Source organism: Flavobacterium bizetiae (genome assembly GCF_902804475.1).
Classification (GTDB): domain Bacteria; phylum Bacteroidota; class Bacteroidia; order Flavobacteriales; family Flavobacteriaceae; genus Flavobacterium; species Flavobacterium bizetiae.
In genome coordinates this window covers 73,768-92,403 of record NZ_CADCSU010000108.1, presented here as the reverse complement: position 1 = coordinate 92,403, position 18,636 = coordinate 73,768, and the positions used below count along the sequence as shown (strand labels likewise).

General features: G+C 33.6%; 18 protein-coding genes. 8 read left to right on the top strand and 10 right to left on the bottom strand.

What is annotated here, in order from left to right; all coding sequences use genetic code 11:
- Together FLACOL7796_RS15300 and FLACOL7796_RS15295 are read left to right on the top strand one after the other, a co-directional pair.
- A partial coding sequence (locus FLACOL7796_RS15300; protein ID WP_173971602.1) for a type II toxin-antitoxin system HicA family toxin occupies positions 1 to 231 on the top strand: 231 nt, incomplete at its 5' end.
- Between the two features lies 1 nt (position 232).
- Positions 233 to 583 carry a type II toxin-antitoxin system HicB family antitoxin gene (locus tag FLACOL7796_RS15295; protein ID WP_173971601.1) on the top strand — a complete coding sequence of 117 codons (351 nt, stop codon included), beginning with the start codon at positions 233 to 235 and terminating at the stop codon, positions 581 to 583.
- Between the two features lie 32 nt (positions 584 to 615).
- Here FLACOL7796_RS15295 and FLACOL7796_RS15290 read toward each other — a convergent pair whose 3' ends face one another.
- The 4 genes from FLACOL7796_RS15290 to FLACOL7796_RS15275 are packed head-to-tail and all read right to left on the bottom strand — an operon-like array spanning position 616 to position 4,083.
- Entirely contained in the window at positions 616 to 1,275 is a 660-nt protein-coding gene (locus FLACOL7796_RS15290) for a SanA/YdcF family protein (protein WP_173971600.1), read from the bottom strand.
- A 12-nt stretch (positions 1,276 to 1,287) separates the two neighbouring features.
- The gene (locus FLACOL7796_RS15285) at positions 1,288 to 1,449 is read right to left on the bottom strand and encodes a hypothetical protein (RefSeq protein ID WP_154339901.1); all 162 of its coding nucleotides are present in this window, start codon (positions 1,447 to 1,449) and stop codon (positions 1,288 to 1,290) included.
- The gene (locus tag FLACOL7796_RS15280; protein WP_173971599.1) at positions 1,436 to 2,023 is read right to left on the bottom strand and encodes a zeta toxin family protein; all 588 of its coding nucleotides are present in this window, start codon (positions 2,021 to 2,023) and stop codon (positions 1,436 to 1,438) included. The genes FLACOL7796_RS15285 and FLACOL7796_RS15280 overlap by 14 nt, the downstream gene beginning before the upstream one ends.
- A 32-nt stretch (positions 2,024 to 2,055) precedes the next feature.
- Positions 2,056 to 4,083, bottom strand: coding sequence for a M3 family metallopeptidase (locus FLACOL7796_RS15275; RefSeq protein ID WP_173971598.1), 2,028 nt, complete (start codon positions 4,081 to 4,083; stop codon positions 2,056 to 2,058).
- Between the two features lie 223 nt (positions 4,084 to 4,306).
- Here FLACOL7796_RS15275 and FLACOL7796_RS15270 point away from each other — a divergent pair, with 223 nt between their 5' ends.
- Positions 4,307 to 4,975: a hypothetical protein gene (locus FLACOL7796_RS15270; protein ID WP_173971597.1), complete on the top strand. Its 669-nt coding sequence runs from the start codon at positions 4,307 to 4,309 to the stop codon at positions 4,973 to 4,975.
- A gap of 65 nt (positions 4,976 to 5,040) precedes the next feature.
- Here FLACOL7796_RS15270 and purE read toward each other — a convergent pair whose 3' ends face one another.
- The 5 genes from purE to FLACOL7796_RS15245 all read right to left on the bottom strand — a co-directional run bounded on the left by purE (position 5,041) and on the right by FLACOL7796_RS15245 (position 11,494).
- Positions 5,041 to 5,523: a 5-(carboxyamino)imidazole ribonucleotide mutase gene (gene purE / locus FLACOL7796_RS15265; protein WP_173971596.1), complete on the bottom strand. Its 483-nt coding sequence runs from the start codon at positions 5,521 to 5,523 to the stop codon at positions 5,041 to 5,043.
- Positions 5,524 to 5,605: 82 nt separating this feature from the next.
- The gene (locus tag FLACOL7796_RS15260; RefSeq protein ID WP_173971595.1) at positions 5,606 to 6,760 is read right to left on the bottom strand and encodes a 5-(carboxyamino)imidazole ribonucleotide synthase; all 1,155 of its coding nucleotides are present in this window, start codon (positions 6,758 to 6,760) and stop codon (positions 5,606 to 5,608) included.
- Positions 6,761 to 7,254: 494 nt separating this feature from the next.
- A complete protein-coding gene (locus FLACOL7796_RS15255) occupies positions 7,255 to 7,830 on the bottom strand; it encodes a hypothetical protein (protein ID WP_232067387.1) in 576 nt (191 codons plus the stop codon).
- Positions 7,831 to 9,927 carry a TonB-dependent receptor gene (locus tag FLACOL7796_RS15250; RefSeq protein WP_173971594.1) on the bottom strand — a complete coding sequence of 699 codons (2,097 nt, stop codon included), beginning with the start codon at positions 9,925 to 9,927 and terminating at the stop codon, positions 7,831 to 7,833. It lies immediately after the preceding gene.
- A gap of 292 nt (positions 9,928 to 10,219) precedes the next feature.
- The gene (locus FLACOL7796_RS15245) at positions 10,220 to 11,494 is read right to left on the bottom strand and encodes a PQQ-dependent sugar dehydrogenase (protein WP_173971593.1); all 1,275 of its coding nucleotides are present in this window, start codon (positions 11,492 to 11,494) and stop codon (positions 10,220 to 10,222) included.
- A 184-nt stretch (positions 11,495 to 11,678) separates the two neighbouring features.
- Between FLACOL7796_RS15245 and hpt the strand changes: the two genes are divergently transcribed.
- The 4 genes from hpt to obgE all read left to right on the top strand — a co-directional run bounded on the left by hpt (position 11,679) and on the right by obgE (position 15,494).
- Positions 11,679 to 12,209 (top strand): hypoxanthine phosphoribosyltransferase, encoded by a 531-nt coding sequence (hpt, locus tag FLACOL7796_RS24700; protein ID WP_191408429.1) that lies wholly within the window; start codon positions 11,679 to 11,681, stop codon positions 12,207 to 12,209.
- A gap of 75 nt (positions 12,210 to 12,284) precedes the next feature.
- Positions 12,285 to 12,857, top strand: a complete 573-nt coding sequence (locus FLACOL7796_RS24695) for an adenylate kinase (RefSeq protein ID WP_191408431.1) — start codon at positions 12,285 to 12,287, stop codon at positions 12,855 to 12,857.
- A gap of 213 nt (positions 12,858 to 13,070) precedes the next feature.
- Entirely contained in the window at positions 13,071 to 14,345 is a 1,275-nt protein-coding gene (locus FLACOL7796_RS15235) for a hemolysin family protein (protein ID WP_173971592.1), read from the top strand.
- 147 nt (positions 14,346 to 14,492) lie between these two features.
- Positions 14,493 to 15,494, top strand: coding sequence for a GTPase ObgE (obgE, locus tag FLACOL7796_RS15230; protein ID WP_173971591.1), 1,002 nt, complete (start codon positions 14,493 to 14,495; stop codon positions 15,492 to 15,494).
- A 113-nt stretch (positions 15,495 to 15,607) separates the two neighbouring features.
- On the opposite strand, the gene FLACOL7796_RS15225 is transcribed toward obgE, so the two are convergent.
- The gene (locus FLACOL7796_RS15225; RefSeq protein WP_173971590.1) at positions 15,608 to 16,138 is read right to left on the bottom strand and encodes an outer membrane beta-barrel protein; all 531 of its coding nucleotides are present in this window, start codon (positions 16,136 to 16,138) and stop codon (positions 15,608 to 15,610) included.
- A 316-nt stretch (positions 16,139 to 16,454) separates the two neighbouring features.
- On the opposite strand from FLACOL7796_RS15225, the gene FLACOL7796_RS15220 reads away from it, so the two are divergent.
- Positions 16,455 to 18,599: a S46 family peptidase gene (locus FLACOL7796_RS15220; protein ID WP_173971589.1), complete on the top strand. Its 2,145-nt coding sequence runs from the start codon at positions 16,455 to 16,457 to the stop codon at positions 18,597 to 18,599.
- Positions 18,600 to 18,636 lie beyond the last annotated feature (37 nt).

The window sequence follows — 18,636 nt, the reverse complement described above, 5'->3', positions numbered from 1 at the left end:
GATAAACTTGTTGAAAGATTAAAATCAAAACCAAAAGATTTTTCTTGGGATGAAATGCTGAAAGTTCTAAATCATTTTGGTTATAAACAGATTGCACAAGGAAAAACAGGTGGATCAAGAAGGAAATTTGTGAATGAAAATAAACAGATTATAAGCCTTCATGAACCGCATCCACAAAAAGTTTTAAAGGGATATCAACTTGATATCATTATTGAATATTTAGAATTGTAAGATGAAAAACTACTTAGAATATATTGGGTACATTGGTACATTAGAATTTTCTGCAGATGATAAAATATTCTTTGGGAAAATTCAAGGTATAAATGATTTAGTAACTTTTGAAGGTTCTTCAGTTACAGAATTGGAAGAATCTTTTAAAGAAGCTGTTGATGATTATTTAGAGACATGTAAATTATTGAATAAAGTCCCGGATAAAACCTATAAAGGATCTTTTAATGTCAGGGTGTCTCAAGAGTTACATCAGAAAATAGCTCTTTTAGCCTCCAGAAAAGGATTAAACTTAAATGAAATTGTAAAAGAAGCATTGTCTTATGTTGTCAAACATGAAGAAATTTTAAATTAAAAACCCGAAACAGAAAATGTTTCGGGTTTTCTTTATCGTTTATCTTCTTTAGAATAATTTGAAACTCCATTAATATCAATTGGAGTCCCCAAAAAGCGAGGATCGCGATTTCTCAAAACATCAAAAAACGATTTACAAATAGAACCATATTCTCTAAAAGTAACATATTTGTACCCTAAATATTCTCCATTATTCGCTGAATATCCAACCGATTTAATCCCAAGTTTTTGTCCGATATAAATAGCGCGGTTTAAATGATATTCCTGAGAAATTAAAGTAGCTCTTTTAATGTTGAAAATATGCTTCGCGCGATACATAGTTGAATAAGTGTCGAATCCTGCATAGTCAATAAATATTTTGGTGGTATCAACTCCGTGATTGAAACAGTAATTTTTCATTACCGTTAATTCATCATATTCATCACGACCATTATCTCCTGAAAGTAAAATTTTATTAATGCGGTTTGCCTTGTATAAAAGAATTCCGGCATCTAATCGATCCTTTAAATATTTACTAGGTTGATCTCCGTTAATTCCGGCACCAAAAATAATCCCGACATCATTTTTAGGGAATCTTTTAATCGAATAGTATATGTTTTTTTTGGTAGAAGATTTCACGTAATAATTTATAGAAACAATAGTAACTAATCCGATAATTAAGAGATAAAGGAAGATTTTAAATTTTTTTTTCAATTTACTTACTATTTAATCTTTAATGTCAACAGCGTTTATCGTCTGAATCTTTCCATCAGCATAAACGACAATTTTTCCATTGATTTTCTTTTTGTTTTCAATCATTTTTTTTGATGAAACTTTAAGACCTTCAACTATTTTATTCTGCAATTCTTTAATTTTATCTTTTGTCATGTTGTAAATTATTTATTTTTTTAAATAAATTTTCATCTATAATAACTGGTTCTTCATTAATTTCTTTTTCTAATATAAGAATGGGTGATTTGTTAGAATTATCAAATAGCATCACATTGTCACATGCATTTAAATAAATTTTGAAGAAATTCTTAATTCCTCTAGTATATCTTCTTTCAATAACATCTTCCGGAATATTATGTCCGCCTTCGCTTACTCTAATTATTACTCTTTGTTTTGCAAGTTCAATGGAGTTTAACCAAAAGAAAACTAAGGTTACAAAATATCCTTGACTTTGAGCTTTTTTGATAATTGAAATATAACTTTTTGCAGAAAGTGTTGTTTCAAAAGCAAAATCAGCTTCTTTCTCTAATAATTCCCCTATACGATGTAGCATTATTCTTTCTGCTTCAAAACTTACTTTTTCAGGTTGAAAAGGAGATAATCCTTTAGCAATTTCATCTGCATTTACAAATTCTTTACAGTTCAAAATTTCAGGCAAAATTGTATATGAAGCTGTAGTTTTTCCAGCTCCATTACAACCAGCAATAATATATAGATTTTTATCTTTCAATATTTTGAATATTAAACAAAGGTATCAAATAATTACAGCAATCCTGCTCTTTTCAATAAAGCTTCAGGTTTTGGTTCCTGACCTCTAAATCGTTTGTATAAAATCATCGGATGTTCTGTTCCTCCTTTTGAAAGTACATTGTCTTTAAATTTTGTTGCCACTTCATGATTGAAAATTCCTTTTTCCTGAAAATATTCAAAAGCATCAGCGTCTAATACTTCAGCCCATTTATAGCTGTAATATCCAGAAGAATATCCACCTTGAAAAATATGAGAGAACGCCGTACTCATCGCATTTTCTTTTACATCAGGATACAATTGTGTATTGGCAAATTGTTCTGTTTCGAAAGCTTTTAAATCTGTAATATTGGTTGGGTCTTGTCCGTGCCAAGCCATATCCAATAAACCAAAACTTAACTGACGTAAAGTGGCTAAACCTTCTTGGAAACTGGCACTTTCTTTAATTTTCTGAACATACTCAATCGGAATAATTTCTCCGGTTTCGTAATGATTCGCGAACAAAGCCAAAGCTTCCGGCTCGTAACACCAGTTTTCCATAATCTGACTTGGTAATTCTACAAAATCCCAGAAAACAGAAGTTCCTGATAAACTCGGGTAAACTGTATTGGCTAACATTCCGTGTAAACCGTGACCAAATTCGTGAAATAAAGTCGTTACTTCATTAAAAGTTAATAATGATGGTTTAGTTTCTGTTGGCTTGGTAAAATTACAAACGTTTGAAATATGTGGTCTTTCATTTACGCCATCTTTTATAGATTGCGATTTGAATGAAGTCATCCATGCGCCATTTCTTTTCCCTTTTCTTGGGAAGAAATCTGCGTAGAAAATCGAAACTAAATTACCATCAGCATCGGTTACTTCATAAGTTGTAACTTCTTCATGGTATTTATCAATATCAAAAACTTCGGTAAATGTTAATCCGTATAATTTTTTAGCAACTGTAAAAGCACCATTTAATACTTTTTCTAATTGAAAATAAGGTTTTAGTTTTTCATCGTCTAAATTAAAAAGCTGTTGTTTTAATTTTTCAGAATAATAAGCGCCGTCCCATTTCTCTAATTGTTCGATTCCGTCCAGTTCTTTGGCGAAAGCCGTCAATTCAGCAAACTCTTTTTGAGCAGCAGGTTTTGCTTTAGCCAATAAATCATTCAGGAAAGAGAAAACTTTCTCCGGACTTTCAGCCATTCTTTCTTCTAGAACAAAATGAGCATGAGTTTTATAAGCTAATAAATTAGCTCTTTCAAAACGTAATTTGGCAATTTTTAAGACATTTTCCTGATTGTCAAATTCGTTATTCTGAAATGCTTTTGCTCCAAAAGCAATCGCCATTTTTTTACGCAATTCACGATTATCCGCATAAGTCAAAAACGGAACATAACTTGGATGATCTAAAGTGAAAAACCAACCTTCTTTTCCCTGGCTTTTTGCTAATAATCTTGCTGCTTCGATAGTTCCTTCAGGCAAGCCTGCTAAATCTTTCTCATCTGTCAAATGCAATTCGAAAGCATTGGTTTCTGCTAGAACATTTTCTCCAAATTGTAAACTCAATTTCGATAAATCTTTATCAATTTCTCTTAATTGATCTTTTTTGTCTTCTGGTAGATTCGCTCCGTTTCTTGAGAAACTTTTATATTTTTTATCTAAAAGAGTAGTTTGCTCAGGATTTAGATTTAATGTTTCTTTTTGATCGTAAACCGTTTTTATTTTGGCAAATAAAGCAGCATTTAATGTAATGTCATTTCCAAATTCAGACAATAAAGGCGAAACTTCCTGAGCGATTTTTTGCATTTCGTCACTCGTTTCAGCCGAATTCAAATTAAAGAAAGCACTTGAAAGACGATCTAAGATATCTCCTGAAAAATCCATTGCAACAACTGTATTTTCAAAAGTTGGTGCTTCGGGATTGTTTACGATTGCATCGATTTCGGCTTTAGCCAAAGTAATTCCTTCCTGAAAAGCCGGAAGATAATCTTCAATTTTAATTTGCGAAAAAGGAACTGTGTTATGTTTGGTAGTAAATTTTGAAAGTAAAACGTTCATTATGATATAATTATTTTATGAATTGAACTCAATATTTTTGAATTTCAAAGATAGCAATTTATAAAAATCTAATTGTCTAAACCAGATCGATTCTCGGCATAAAATCCTCTTAAATTGTGTTATAGATATGTTATTTATTGCTGTGTAGATTTTTAAAAGCGTAAATTGAAAAAATGTGATTAGAACTATAAATGCTAATCAGAAATTGTAAAACAGAAAAACGATGAATTATCAAATTGTAATAAAGAGAATAGATACGGTTAACGAAGTAGAAGGATATTGGTCTGATGAAGATCTTGTTCAGTTATTAGAAAAATTCAATTATCCTGACGGAGCAACAGCAGACAAAGCAAGTTTGCCCGAATTATTAGAAATGGCGATCTCGGATTACGAACCAAATGAAGCAGCCGAAATAGTATTAAAATATAAACTTCCGGAAAGATTAACCGAAGGGCAAATCGAGCAAATTGCGCACGACATGTTAATTGATAAAGTTTGTGAGGAATATCCAGAGATAGACATGCAAGGAACTTTGTTTCACATTAATCAATTGCTTTTTAAAGCGTACAACGGAAAATTTCCGAATGCAAAAGCTTCTATTGTTCATTTTTCAATGACTCCAAATGATAACGAACCACAAAAATTGACGGCTGAAAATGTACTGAAATTATTGAATAATGGTTTATCCGATAGAAATTTGATTAAAAGATTGTTCGAAAATCAAATGTCACAAAATATTCCGTTTCCTGAAGCTGAAGATATAGTTTGGGAATTGACAACAACAGACGATATAAATTACAACTTGGTTACTTCTGAAAATTGGATCAATAGCGAAGATATCAATGAATATGAATTTGAGTCTGTCTTGGAACAAATTGAAGACGAAGCATAATTTTAGTTTTCAGTTTTCAGTCACAGTTTATACTGTAAATTGTGACTGAAAACTGTGACTGAAAACTATTTTAAACTTTCAGCTGCTTTATTAACCGCTGCTTTTAGTTCTTCTTTGTAAGCAATAATAGTATCTAATACTTTTTTATCGTGACTTCCGATAATTTGTGCTGCCAAAATTCCAGCATTTTTTGCTCCGTTTAATGCAACAGTTGCAACAGGAACTCCGCCCGGCATTTGTAGAATCGATAAAACCGAATCCCAACCATCGATAGAATTGCTTGATTTTACTGGAACGCCAATTACAGGAAGTGGCGACATCGAAGCAACCATTCCAGGTAAATGTGCCGCTCCGCCAGCTCCGGCAATAATAACCGAAATTCCGCGAGTATGTGCATTTTTACTAAAATCGAATAATTTTTCCGGCGTTCTGTGCGCCGAAACGATATCTACTTCGGTTTCAATATTGAATTGTTTTAATATGTCGATGGCATCTTGCATGACTGGCATGTCAGAGATACTTCCCATTATAATGGCTACTTTGCTCATAGTGTGTTTTGTTTGTTTTGTTGTTTAAAGTTTCAGGTTTCAAGTTTTTGTTGAGACTGAAAACTGTGACTGCGACTGAAAACTATATACTAATTACTTTAATAGTGTTCTTAACATCTTCAGCAATTCTTCTGGCTTCATTCATGTTTTCGTTGACAATCGTAACGTGACCCATTTTTCTGAATGGACGTGTTTGTTTCTTTCCGTAAATATGTGGTGTAACACCATCCCAACCTAAAATGGTTTCGATATTTTCGTAAACAACATCTCCAGAGAAACCTTCGGCACCCACTAAGTTTACCATAACACCGGCAACTTTACTATCTGTATTTCCTAACGGAAGATCTAGAATGGCACGCAAATGATTTTCGAATTGTGAAGTATAACTTGCTTCGATAGAGTAATGGCCAGAATTGTGTGGGCGAGGAGCAACTTCGTTTACCAAAATTTCATCTTCATGAGTTTGGAACATTTCAACTGCTAATAGACCAACGTGATTGAATTTCTCCGAAACATTCAAAGCAATTGCTCTGGCTTTTTCGGCAACTTTTTCGTCGATTCGGGCTGGGCAAATTACGTATTCTACTTGGTTGGCTTCTGGGTGAAATTCCATTTCGACAACCGGATAGGTTTTAATTTCTCCCGATGGATTCCTTACTACGATAACCGCCAATTCGTTTTTGAACGGAACCATAGTTTCTGCGATACATTCTACATTTGGTAAATCATCCATATCAGAAATCTGACGAATTACTTTTACACCATTTCCGTCGTAACCAAACTCGGTACATTTCCAAACAAACGGAATCGTGATTTCATTATTTCCAACTGATTTTTGCAAATGTGCCGGACTTTCAAATCTTAAATAGGCTGCAGTTGGGATATTACTTTCGGTATAAAAATCTTTTTGAACTCCTTTATTCTGAATTCCTTTTAAAGTTTTTGGAGAAGGATATACTTTTAAGCCTTCATTTTCTAATTGCGTTAAAGCTTCAAGATTAACCAATTCAATTTCGAAAGTCAAAACATCGACTTGTTTTCCAAAATTGTAAACCGTTTCATAATCCATCAAATCGCCCTGGAAGAATTTATTGCAGGCAATTTTACTCGGAGCTTCGTCACTCGGATCTAAAACATAAGTTTGTATATCAAATTTTCGAGTGTCAAACAAAAGCATTTTACCTAATTGTCCGCCACCTAATATTCCTAATTTAAAATCAGAAGAAAAATAGTTCATTGTAGTTGTGTTTGTGCAAAGATACTTTTTAATCTTTTTTGCCACAATTTGCAGTGAGATTATTTTTTTTGCCACGAATTACACAAATTTTAAACTTCACTTTTGACAAAATATAATTCGTGTAATTCGTGGCGACGTAAAAATCATTATAATCCTTTTAATCTGTGGTTAAAAATTTAACCGCAAAGAACGCAAAGGTTTCGCAAAGTTCGCAAAGTTTATTAGTTGAAGCTATGAATAGTAGCAAAGTTCACAAAGCTGTTTGCTAAATTTTGGAGCTAAAAATTCGTGGAAATTCGAGTAATTAGTGGCAAAAAAAAAGATTCTAATCCTTTTAATCTGTGGCTAAAAAATTAAACGCACAGAGCACAAAGGTTTCGCAGAGTTTGCAAAGTCTTAATTTTTAAAAGTATGCAAAGATCACAAAGCAGGATGTTAAATTTTGCAGATAAAAATTCGAGCTAATTTGTGTAATTCGTGGCGAACTTTAAAATTTACTTTTCAATCTTCTTTAAGACTTCTTTGGCTACAGCTTTATAAGCGGCGGAATGATCTCCATAATCTTTGTTCAGGATCATTTGAAGTTCAGGATGAATCCAGTCGTAATGATTTCCTAAAACATATAATGTTCTGATAGAATACGCTTTTGTCGCAACTTTTACATCATTTATTAACCAATCAAAAGAAGCTTCGATACAATCTTGAAGATTTTCTTCGGAAAGTAAAATACTGTCATCATTTTTTTTATAATGCGATTTCACTAAAAGCTGAACCACTTTTGCAATTGGTCTAATGGCACTTTCGTCTTTTAAAACTTTCAAATTAGAAGATAAAAAATCAAGATGAGGTTGCAGCCAAATTAATTCTTCGTAAGACACAAACTCTAAAATCCAACAAGCTTTATGATTGTTTTTGTCTTCGGGCGAAAAACAAATCGTAACCAATTCTCCAAATAAATGCTGGTTTTCTAAAACGTACTGAGCCGCCATAAGTCGGTTTTCTCTGTAAGCATTTACATAGTCTAGTTTTGCTTGTAATTCAGACAACATTTTTTTCGGTTTATTAGCCATCTAAAATAAGTAATTTAGTGAAATAGTTCCGTAATAGTTAGTAGGTAAGCCCGGGTAATAATATCTGGGACTTGCGTTGCCAACTGCAACGGCGTTGGGCAAAATCATTGAGGCATATTTTTCATCAGTAACATTATTAATGCCAAAAGCTAAATTGGTATTGAGATTGGGCAGAATTTCAAAACGATAACCTGTTTTTAAATTGATGATATGATAAGAATCTGAATAGGCAGAATTGGCATCGTTTAGCGGAATTTTATCTGTAAACTGAAAATCGGCAGAAAAATAAATACCCAAATAAGTATTTAAAATTATTCCGGCATTTACTTTATTCGCCGCAACACCGGTTAGTTTATTGCCGGAATAATCATTTCCGTTATCGACAAAATCTTTAAACTCATATTTGCCTAATGATGCACCAATAAAAGAATTCAAAGTAAAAAAATGATTAATGACCCAATTGTGTTTTGCCGAAACTTCGATTCCTTCATGAAACGTTTTGCCGGCATTTATACCTTCATATTGATCGTCACCAATTCTTTTGGCTACCAATAAATCTTTTATTTCCATTCGGTAAACCGCAAATTCTGTATAAAGGTTTTTATTGAAGAAATAGAACTTTCCGCCCGCTTCAAAATTATAACCGCTTTCCGGTTTTATATCGGGATTAATGTTGCCGGAACTTGTAAGTGTTTCTTCGGTAGCAGGCAATGAAAATCCTCGACTTACAGAGAAATAAAAAGTTCGTTCCTGATTGGGTTTGAAAAGAAAAGACAGTTGTGGAGAAAAAATCCCGTCGTAGCTGTACTTTTCCGTTGCCGTTTTATTTGGTAGAAAATTTGTTAACTCAAAATGAGTCTCATTATAGTTTAATCCTGCCTGAATTTCAAACTGATCTGAAAGTAATGTTCTTAATTGGGCGAATATGTTATAAAAATGCCTTTTCTGATCTGTTTCGGTAAGTTGTTTGCCCTGCAGGCTGCCTTGTCCGTTATTGGTTTTATATAAATTTTCGAAAGTATTTCCGCTGTAATTATCAGTAAAATATTCAATTCCGGCTATGAATTGATTTTCAACTTTACTAATTTTAAAATTTCCCGAAAATTGCGTTCTTCCTCCGGTTCCAAAAGTATATTGACGTAAAATATCAAAAGGTCGTGGTTCGTTGCTATCCTTATAATTCACAAAAATTGAAGTTGAATTATTCAGATGATCATTAATTTTAAAATCATAAGCCAATCCCGCCAAGGTCGATTTGTATTTCTTAAAACCTTTTGAGGCCACCCAGGTTGCAGCACCCAATTTAGGATTAGAATCAAAAACTTCTTTAGTTATAGAACTTGGTATGTAAGCTTTTAAATAAGTATAATTTGAAAAATAAGTAAGCTTGCTGTTTTCTTTCCTGAATAATTCTCCTGCAAGTGTAACACCTTCACGCTTGTACGAACTGTTTTCTCTCCATCCATCGGTTTTAAGATTGTGATAGCTGATATTAACGCTTGAATTATTTTTATTCAAACTATAATTCAAACTGTTTTTGAGTAATCCAAACGAGCCAAAGACGCTGCTTACACTGGCATTTTTTCCAGTTATCTTAGAAAGTTGAGGTGAAATTAAAATCGCACCGCCCAAACCAGCGCCATAAATACTCGAAAGCGGACCTTTAATAACTTCAAGTTGTCCTATATTTTCCAGATCAATATCATCAATAACCGTTTCGCTGTTTCCGGATGTTAGCGGAATACTGCCATAAAAAGCCCTGATTTTATTGGTTCCGTACGGAGATCTTGCGCCAATACCACGAATCGAAATTCGGGTTGTCGTAAAATTCGATGATTGCATAAAAACTCCCGGAATCGTATTGATTACGGTTGTAATATCGGTAGCGTTATTTTGTAAAAGCTCTTTTTTAGATAAAATACCAATTGCAGCCGGTGTATTCTGCAAACGATTATTAACATGAAGCGGACTTATAATGATTTCATCTAATTTTTGAGTTTTTACAGAATCTATAGTTTTGCTTTCTTTTTCTTGTGCTTTACTATTTTGAAAAATGCAAAACACAAAAAACAGAAAACAATATTTTTTTAAAATCATAAAAGAGTTTGTTGGGAATAAAAAGATTAACCGCAAAGTTTAACCGCAATCTTGTCATTTCGAGGAACGAGAAATCACACTCGGGATTCGACAAAGATTGTCGATTTGATTGCGGAGTTTCTAGTGTGATTTCTCGTTCCTCCAAATGACAAAAATGGCGCAAAGCTTTGCGAACTTTGCATTTTTATAAAAACTACAGAAAAAAATCTTTGCTTTTTTTGCGGTAAAAAAACATACATTTTAAATCCCCCATTAAAATTGGAATTTGGAATTTAAATATTGGAATTTACTTTTATTTGTTCGCAGTTACCTTCCAAATAGTATTTCCGCTATCATCATTCACCAACAGCGATCCGTCTGGCGTAACCGTTACCGCAACCGGACGTCCGTAAACCTCTGCTTTATCAGCATTAGCAATAAAACCAGTTAAAAAATCTTCCGGTTTTCCAGAAGGTTTTCCGTTTGAAAAAGGAACAAAGACTACTTTATAACCCGATATTTTAGAGCGATTCCAGGAACCGTGTTGTCCTACGAAAATTCCGTTTTTGTATTTTGCAGGAAAAGTATCTTTAGTATAAAAAGCCAAACCTAACGAAGCCGTATGAGGACCAACCGGAACATCCGGAACAATAGCTTTTGCTACTAAATCTTTACGTTCACCTTTCATTCTAGGATCAGGAATATTACCATAATAAGAATAAGGCCAACCATAGAAACCATCTCTTTTTACGCTCGTTACATAATCAGGAACAAGATCGTCACCCAATTCATCACGTTCGTTAACCGCTGTCCAAAGTTCCTTGTTTACCGGATTCCAATCCATTCCAACAGGGTTTCTAAGTCCGGCAGCATATATTTTTTCACCAGTTCCGTCAGGATTAATTTCAAGAATATCAGCACGACGTATCTCTTTATCCATTCCATTTTCCCCCACATTACTTCCGGAACCTACAGAAACGTAAATTTTTGTTCCCTCAGGATTTGAGATTATATTTCTTGTCCAGTGATTGTTGTACCCTCCGGCAGGAAGTTCAAGAATTTTAGTTCCCTTAGTTTCTAGTTTTAACGGATTGTTTTTATAAGGATATCGGTATAAACCATCCGTGTTTGCAATGTAGAAAAAGTCTTTTAGAACCAACATTCCAAAAGGTTTATTTAAGTCTTTTATAAAAACTTCACGCGTTTCAAACTTACCGTCTTTATCTTTATCACGTAAAACCGTAATTTGATTTTTACTCGTTCTTGTGCCGCTTTCTACCACAAAAATATCATTGTTTGGCGCGATATAAGTCCAACGCGGATTTTCGAAACCATCAGCAAATTTAGTAACCGTAAAACCTTCAGTCGCAATAGGTGTTTTCCCTTCAGGCCATCCAATCACTTTACTATTGTTAGATTTAGATTCGGTAGCATAAGGCGGAGGCAATGTCAGATCTCCAACAGCAGTTTTTACCACCACATTAGGTTGCTTCGCAAGCGCTTCTTTTTCTTCTTTTTTTACCTGCCCGTTGCAGGCGGTTAGTATGGCTAATAATGATATTGAAAATAGTTGTGTGGTATTTTTCATTGGGATTTAGTGTTAAATATTTATAGAACAACAATTTAGTAAAAATAAAAAAGTTTTTAAGAAAACATTTATAAATATTATGTGATATTTAACATTCTTAAAAAAATACGAGTACAGCCTATTTTGATACTTACAGTTTGGTTGTAATTCTGTATCTTTGCCCATTATTTTAAACATAAAAATAATGATACAACTTCACGATAAACAATTTGTTCCGTTTATTTCGGCCAAAGAAATTGATTTTGCTTTGACCAAATTAGTAGCACAGGTAGAGGATGATTTTGGAGACGATACTCCAATTTTTATTGGTGTTTTAAATGGTGCATTTATGGTCGTTGCCGATTTTGTTAAAAAGTATAAAAAACCTTGCGAGATTTCATTTATCAAAATGGCCTCTTACGAAGGAACTGAAACGACCAATACTGTAAAAGAATTAATTGGTATCAATCAGGATTTATCAGGCAGAACCGTAATTATCATCGAAGATATTATTGATACCGGAAATACGATCGAAGAATTAAAGCATTTGTTTAAAGCACAAAACGTAAAGCATTTTAAAATTGCCACTTTGTTTTTTAAACCAGACGCCTATAAAAAAGACATTAAAATAGATTACATCGGAATCAGAATTCCAAATAAATTCATCGTTGGTTACGGATTAGACTACGATGGTTTAGGAAGAAATCTGGCCGAAGTCTATAAATTAGCAGAATAAGCATAAACACACACAACTATATATTCATTTAAAACTTCTTATAAAAAATTAGAAGTAACAACACTCACTCATATTATGATTAATATTGTTTTATTTGGAAAGCCGGGCGCAGGAAAAGGAACTCAGGCAGAATTTTTAAAAGAAAAATACAAATTAACTCATCTTTCAACAGGAGATATTTTTCGTTTTAATTTAAAAAATGATACAGATTTAGGTAAAAAAGCAAGAGTTTTTATGGACAACGGAGAATTGGTTCCTTGCGAAGTTACGACTGCAATGTTAATAGACGAGGTAAACAAACACCCGGATACGGCAGGTTTCTTGTTCGATGGTTATCCAAGAACATTAGATCAGGCACAAGCTCTGGATAAATTTTTACCAACAATTGGGTCAGGTGTTACTGCTACAATCGCATTAGAAGCTGATGATGAAATTCTAGTAGCACGTTTACTGGAAAGAGGAAAAACAAGTGGAAGAGTAGATGATCAGGATGAAGAAAAAATTCGTGTAAGATATCAGGAATACAATGAAAAAACTGCTCCACTAATCGGATATTATAAGGAACAAAATAAGTTTCACGCCGTAAACGGTATCGGAACTATCGAAGATATTACAGAGCGATTAACGTCAGTTATAGATAATTTGTAGAAGCTTTTTCCAGCTGTACGTGAAATCCCGATAGCTATCGGGACGCAAAAAAAAACTATTTTTCTATACCATAAAACGAGCTTCCTTCGGTTGCTGTTTTCTGGCAAGAAAAATTAGTTTTTTTAGCTCCGGGCTTTTCTCTTTCATCTGGGCTATAACATTTAGATTACAAATTACATTTAACGAACAATTCAATAACGAATAAACCACAAATTGGAAATACTAATAATATTTTTTCTAATACTATTAAACGGAGTTTTCTCTATGTCTGAAATTGCACTTATTTCAGCCCGAAAAAATAGACTCGAAACTGCCGCAAAAAAAGGAAATAAAAGTGCCAGGATTGCTCTCGACTTAGCCAATTCACCAAACAAGTTTTTATCTACAGTACAAATCGGAATCACCTTAATCGGGATTTTAACAGGTATTTATAGTGGTGATAAAATCACAGTAGACGTAGAAACATTTGTTAGCGGATTTTCTTTCTTAAAACCCTATGCACATTCAGTTGCAGTAGGAATTGTAGTGGTAGTCTTAACATTTTTCTCATTAGTTTTAGGAGAATTGCTGCCAAAACGAATCGGGTTAAATTATCCGGAATCGATTGCCAAAATGGTAGCAATGCCAATGAAAATTATTTCGATTATTACAGCGCCATTTATTTGGTTGCTTACCACTTCGACAGATTTTTTACTGAACGTTTTGCAAATAAAACCATCAGCTGACGGAAAAGTTACTGAAGAAGAAATAAAAGCCATTATAAAAGAAGGTACCGAAGGCGGAGAAGTTCAGGAAATCGAACAAGATATCGTAGAACGTGTTTTTCATATTGGCGACAGAAAAGTAAACTCATTAATGACACACCGTAAATCGGTAGATATGTTGCCTTTTAATGCTGATAAAGCAAAAATAAAGGAACTTGTCCTTATGGATTTGCATACCGTTTATCCAGTTTACAGAGACAATTACGATGATATTGTGGGAATCGTAACCCTTAAAAATATATTTGCCAACATCGAAAGTGATCATTTTGATTTAGCAGCAATAATGACCGATCCTCCTTATTTAATGGAGCAAACGACAGCTTATAAAGCACTGGAAAATTTTAAGAAAACAGGAGTTCATTACGCTTTAGTTTCTGACGAATATGGAGTTTTTCAGGGAATTATTACTTTAAATGACATTTTGGAAGCTTTAGTAGGAGATGCATCTGATTTTTATAAAGATGAATTTCAACTAGTAGAAAGAGAAGATGGCACATGGCTGGTAGACGGACATTATTCATTACACGATTTCCTGACTTATTTCGAGTTAGACGAATTGACAAATGATTACGAAGTAAATACCGTAAGCGGAATGATTATGACCGAACTTTCTCATATCCCGAAAGAAGGCGAGAAATTAATCTGGCAAAAATTTGTGTTAGAAGTCATCGATATGGATGGCGTTAAGATTGATAAAGTGTTAGTAAAAGCACTTAAAGAATAAAGAGAGAATAAAATAGTTTTCAGTCACAGTTTTTATCGCAGTTTGCGCTAGAAACCAAAACTGAGGCTGAATACAAAAACAATAGAAGTTAGACATACGATTTAGAGCAATCTAAAATCTAAAATCTAAAGTCTGAAATTCAAAACAATGACAGAAGGAAATTTTGTAGATTATGTTAAGATATATGTTTCTTCCGGAAAGGGAGGAAAAGGATCTACACATTTACATAGAGAGAAATTTATTGAAAAAGGTGGCCCGGACGGTGGTGATGGTGGCCGCGGCGGACACGTGTATTTAGTAGGAAATAAAGGTTTGTGGACATTATTTCACTTAAAATTTGCTCGTCATATCAAAGCCGGTCACGGTGGAGACGGAGGAGGAGATCGTAGTACAGGTGCCGATGGAGAAGATAAATACATCGAAGTGCCTTTAGGGACTGTCGTAAAAGATAAAGAAACCGGAGAAACCTTATTCGAAATTACCGAAGATGGTGAAAAAAGAATCCTTTCTAAAGGAGGAAAAGGTGGTTTAGGAAACTGGCATTTTAGAAGTTCAACCAATCAGACTCCAAGATACGCACAACCAGGTTTACCGGGTGTAGAAATGGATGTAATTTTAGAGCTTAAAGTTTTAGCCGATGTAGGTTTAGTAGGATTTCCAAATGCTGGAAAATCAACTTTATTATCGGTATTAACTTCAGCGAAACCAAAAATTGCCGATTATCCTTTTACAACTCTAAAACCAAACTTAGGAATTGTTGCTTACAGAGATTTTCAATCTTTTGTAATTGCAGATATTCCGGGTATTATAGAAGGTGCTGCAGAAGGAAAAGGTTTAGGACATTATTTCCTGCGTCATATAGAGCGTAACTCAACATTGTTGTTTTTAGTTCCTGTTGATACACCGGACATTAAAGGAGAATATGATATTTTGGTAAACGAATTGACTAAATATAATCCTGAAATGTTAGACAAAGAACGTCTTTTAGTAATCTCTAAATGTGATATGCTGGATGACGAACTTAAAGCGGAATTAAAAACAGAATTAGATGTTGCTTTCAAAGATGTTCCATACATGTTTATTTCATCAGTTGCCCAACAAGGATTAACTGATCTTAAAGATAAACTTTGGAAGATGCTAAACGAGTAAATAAGATAGCGTAAAATATAAAACCCGACAATTTTTGATTGTCGGGTTTTTTTGTTTTCAACGAAAAAAACAAAAAAATGTTTCAGCTTAATTATTAGTTGAAAACTAGAAATCTACAATGAGAAATTTTTAGAAATCCCAATGTTAAATGAGTTTCCAAAATCGAAACTAAAACGTTCCTGTCTTGGGTCATTGTGCCCATCCAGGTTATCGTACTTAATCCCTCCAATAGAGAAATTCAATGCTACGCCATGTTTAACGTTAATAGACAGATTCGGGGTAAAAAAGGCATACATACCTTTTGCGTCGTTAACAGAATAAGTTTGGTAACCTCCTCCAAGATCTGCATAAAAAGCAAAAGTTTCGGTAATAGGGGTAATGTAACGCAAAAAGCCTCCTATTTTATATCTTTCAGTTTTAGGTGATCCAGCAAGGTCAATGTTCTGAATCGATCCTTCTACACCAACACCCCAGGTATTCGCGAACATATAACCAACTCTTGGTGCAAATTCGAAATTGGTAGATTTAGCATCTCCAATTTTTTCTGATGAATAACCTACGTCTCCACCTAAAAAGATATGACCCTTTTGTGCGTTTGAAAGAGTTGCCACAAACAGAGCAACAACAACTAATAATTTTTTCATTTTTTTATTGATTAATTTATTTCTACAAAGCTATATGTTTTATTTTTTGTAAGAAATAAATTATAAGTTAATTTTACTTTTGAAAGTTAATTATTATAAAATTGTTGATTTCTCAAATTGTTTATTTTTAATTTCATTTAAATTTTAGGATTTACCTGTCTTTTATTTCATAATACAATCTTAATTTTTGTTTTTATACGATTTGCGAAATTCGTAAAACCAAGCTTTAAAGGATTTCATATGTTTCGATTTTGGAGGTCTGAGTTATTATTTGTTGCGAAAATGAAGTATATTCGCAGAACTTAAACAAAATAACATGAAAAAAGTAGTTTTATTCTTGACCATGTGCCTAATGGCTTTTCCTGTAAAGGCTGATGAGGGAATGTGGTTCTTGATGTTTATCGAAAGATTAAACCATAGAGATATGGAGAAAATGGGCTTGCAACTAACAGCCGAAGAAATTTACAGCATTAACCACCATAGTTTGAAAGATGCGATTGTACAATTTAACGGAGGTTGTACAGCTGAGATCGTTTCTAAAAACGGATTAGTATTAACTAATCACCACTGTGGATATAATGCAATTGCTGAACTTTCTACAGCAGAACAAAATTATTTAAAAGATGGTTTTTGGGCAAAAGAGAAAAGCGCCGAAATGAAACCAAAATCATTATACGTTCGTTTCTTTGTTCGTATGGATGATGTTTCTAAAAGAATTTTATCAAAAGTAAATGATCAAATGACAGAAACTGAAAGAAACAAAATCATTCAGCAAGAAATCAATTTGATTGAAAAAGAAAACAACGAAGGCGGAAAATATACTGTTTCTGTTCGTCCTTTCTTTCAGGGAAATGAGTATTACTATTTCGTTTACCAGGATTATACAGACGTTCGTTTAGTAGGAACACCTCCTGAAAGTGTTGGTAAATTTGGTGGAGACACTGATAACTGGGAGTGGCCTCGTCAAACAGGAGATTTCTCTATGTTTAGAGTTTATGCTGACAAAGACGGAAATCCTGCAGCTTATTCTAAAGACAATGTGCCTTTGCAACCTAAACATTACTTACCAGTAAGTATTAAAGGTGTTAAAGAAAATGATTTTGCGATGATTTTAGGATATCCTGGAAGAACAAACCGTTGGATGCCAGCTGGTGGAATCGAGCAAAACATTAAATATGCTTACCCTGCATGGGTTGAAGGTGCTAAAACCGGAATGGATGTAATGAAAAAGTATATGGACAAAGATGCAACAGTTCGTTTGCAATACGCGTCTAAATATGCTTCGACTGCAAACTACTGGAAAAACCGTCAGGGAATGATTGATGCCTTAACAAAAGCTGGTACAGTAGATGTTAAAACGGGACAAGAAGATAAATTCTACGAGTGGGCAACTAAACCTGCTAATAAAGAAAAGTACGAGAATGTAATTCCTACTATTAATGATTATTACAGATCGACAAATTTAAAAGCAACTCATGATAATTACTTAATGCAACTTTTGCGTACGTCAGCTTATGCAGCGGGACCAGCAAATTTAGGTAATGCTTTGATCGCTTACTATAATGAAAATGATGCTAAGAAAGCTGAGATGTTGCCTAAGATCAATACAATGATTGACAACATTTATGGTGAGTTTTATGCGCCTCTTGAAAAAGATATTTTTGCAGCACAATTGAATTTATATACTTCTAAAGGTGCTGAATATGGTTTAGGTACTCAGGTAGCTAAAATGAAATCAGAAAACAATGGTGACTTTACTGCAGACGTTGCAAAAGCTACTGAAATAAGTTACTTTACAACTAAAGAAAAAGTATTGGCATTTATGGCTGATCCAAAACCATTGGCAATTGTACACGATCCGTTGTATATTATTTCTAATGATTTGATGACAAAATACCGTGCTAAAACGGATGATCAGGCAAAAGCTGATGATGGTTTTGCAACTGCTTTCCGCGAATTGGTTGAAGGTTTAAGAGAATCAAAATTAAACACAATTCAGTATCCTGATGCCAACTCTACTTTAAGATTGACTTACGGAAAAGTTCGTGCTTTACCTGCAGATCCAAGAAACGATGCTAAAATTAATAACTATACTACTATGGAAAGTATGGTGAAAAAATACAAAGCAGGGGATCAGGAATTTGATTTACCAAAACGTTTGTTAGAATTGAACAAGAAAAAAGATTACGGACAATATGCTGATAAAGCAGGATATATGCCAGTAAACTTCTTGACAGATAACGATATTACAGGAGGAAACTCTGGTTCACCGGTTCTTAACGGAAAAGGAGAATTAATTGGAATTGCTTTTGACGGAAATATCGAAGCTATGGCTGGAGATGTTATTTTTGATCCTAAATTACAAAGAACTATCAATGTTGATATTCGTTATGTACTTTGGATTATCGACAAATACGCCGGAGCTAAAAACATTATTGACGAATTGACGATTGCTAAATAATCTCAATTTATTTATAAAAGTAAACCCGACAGATTTT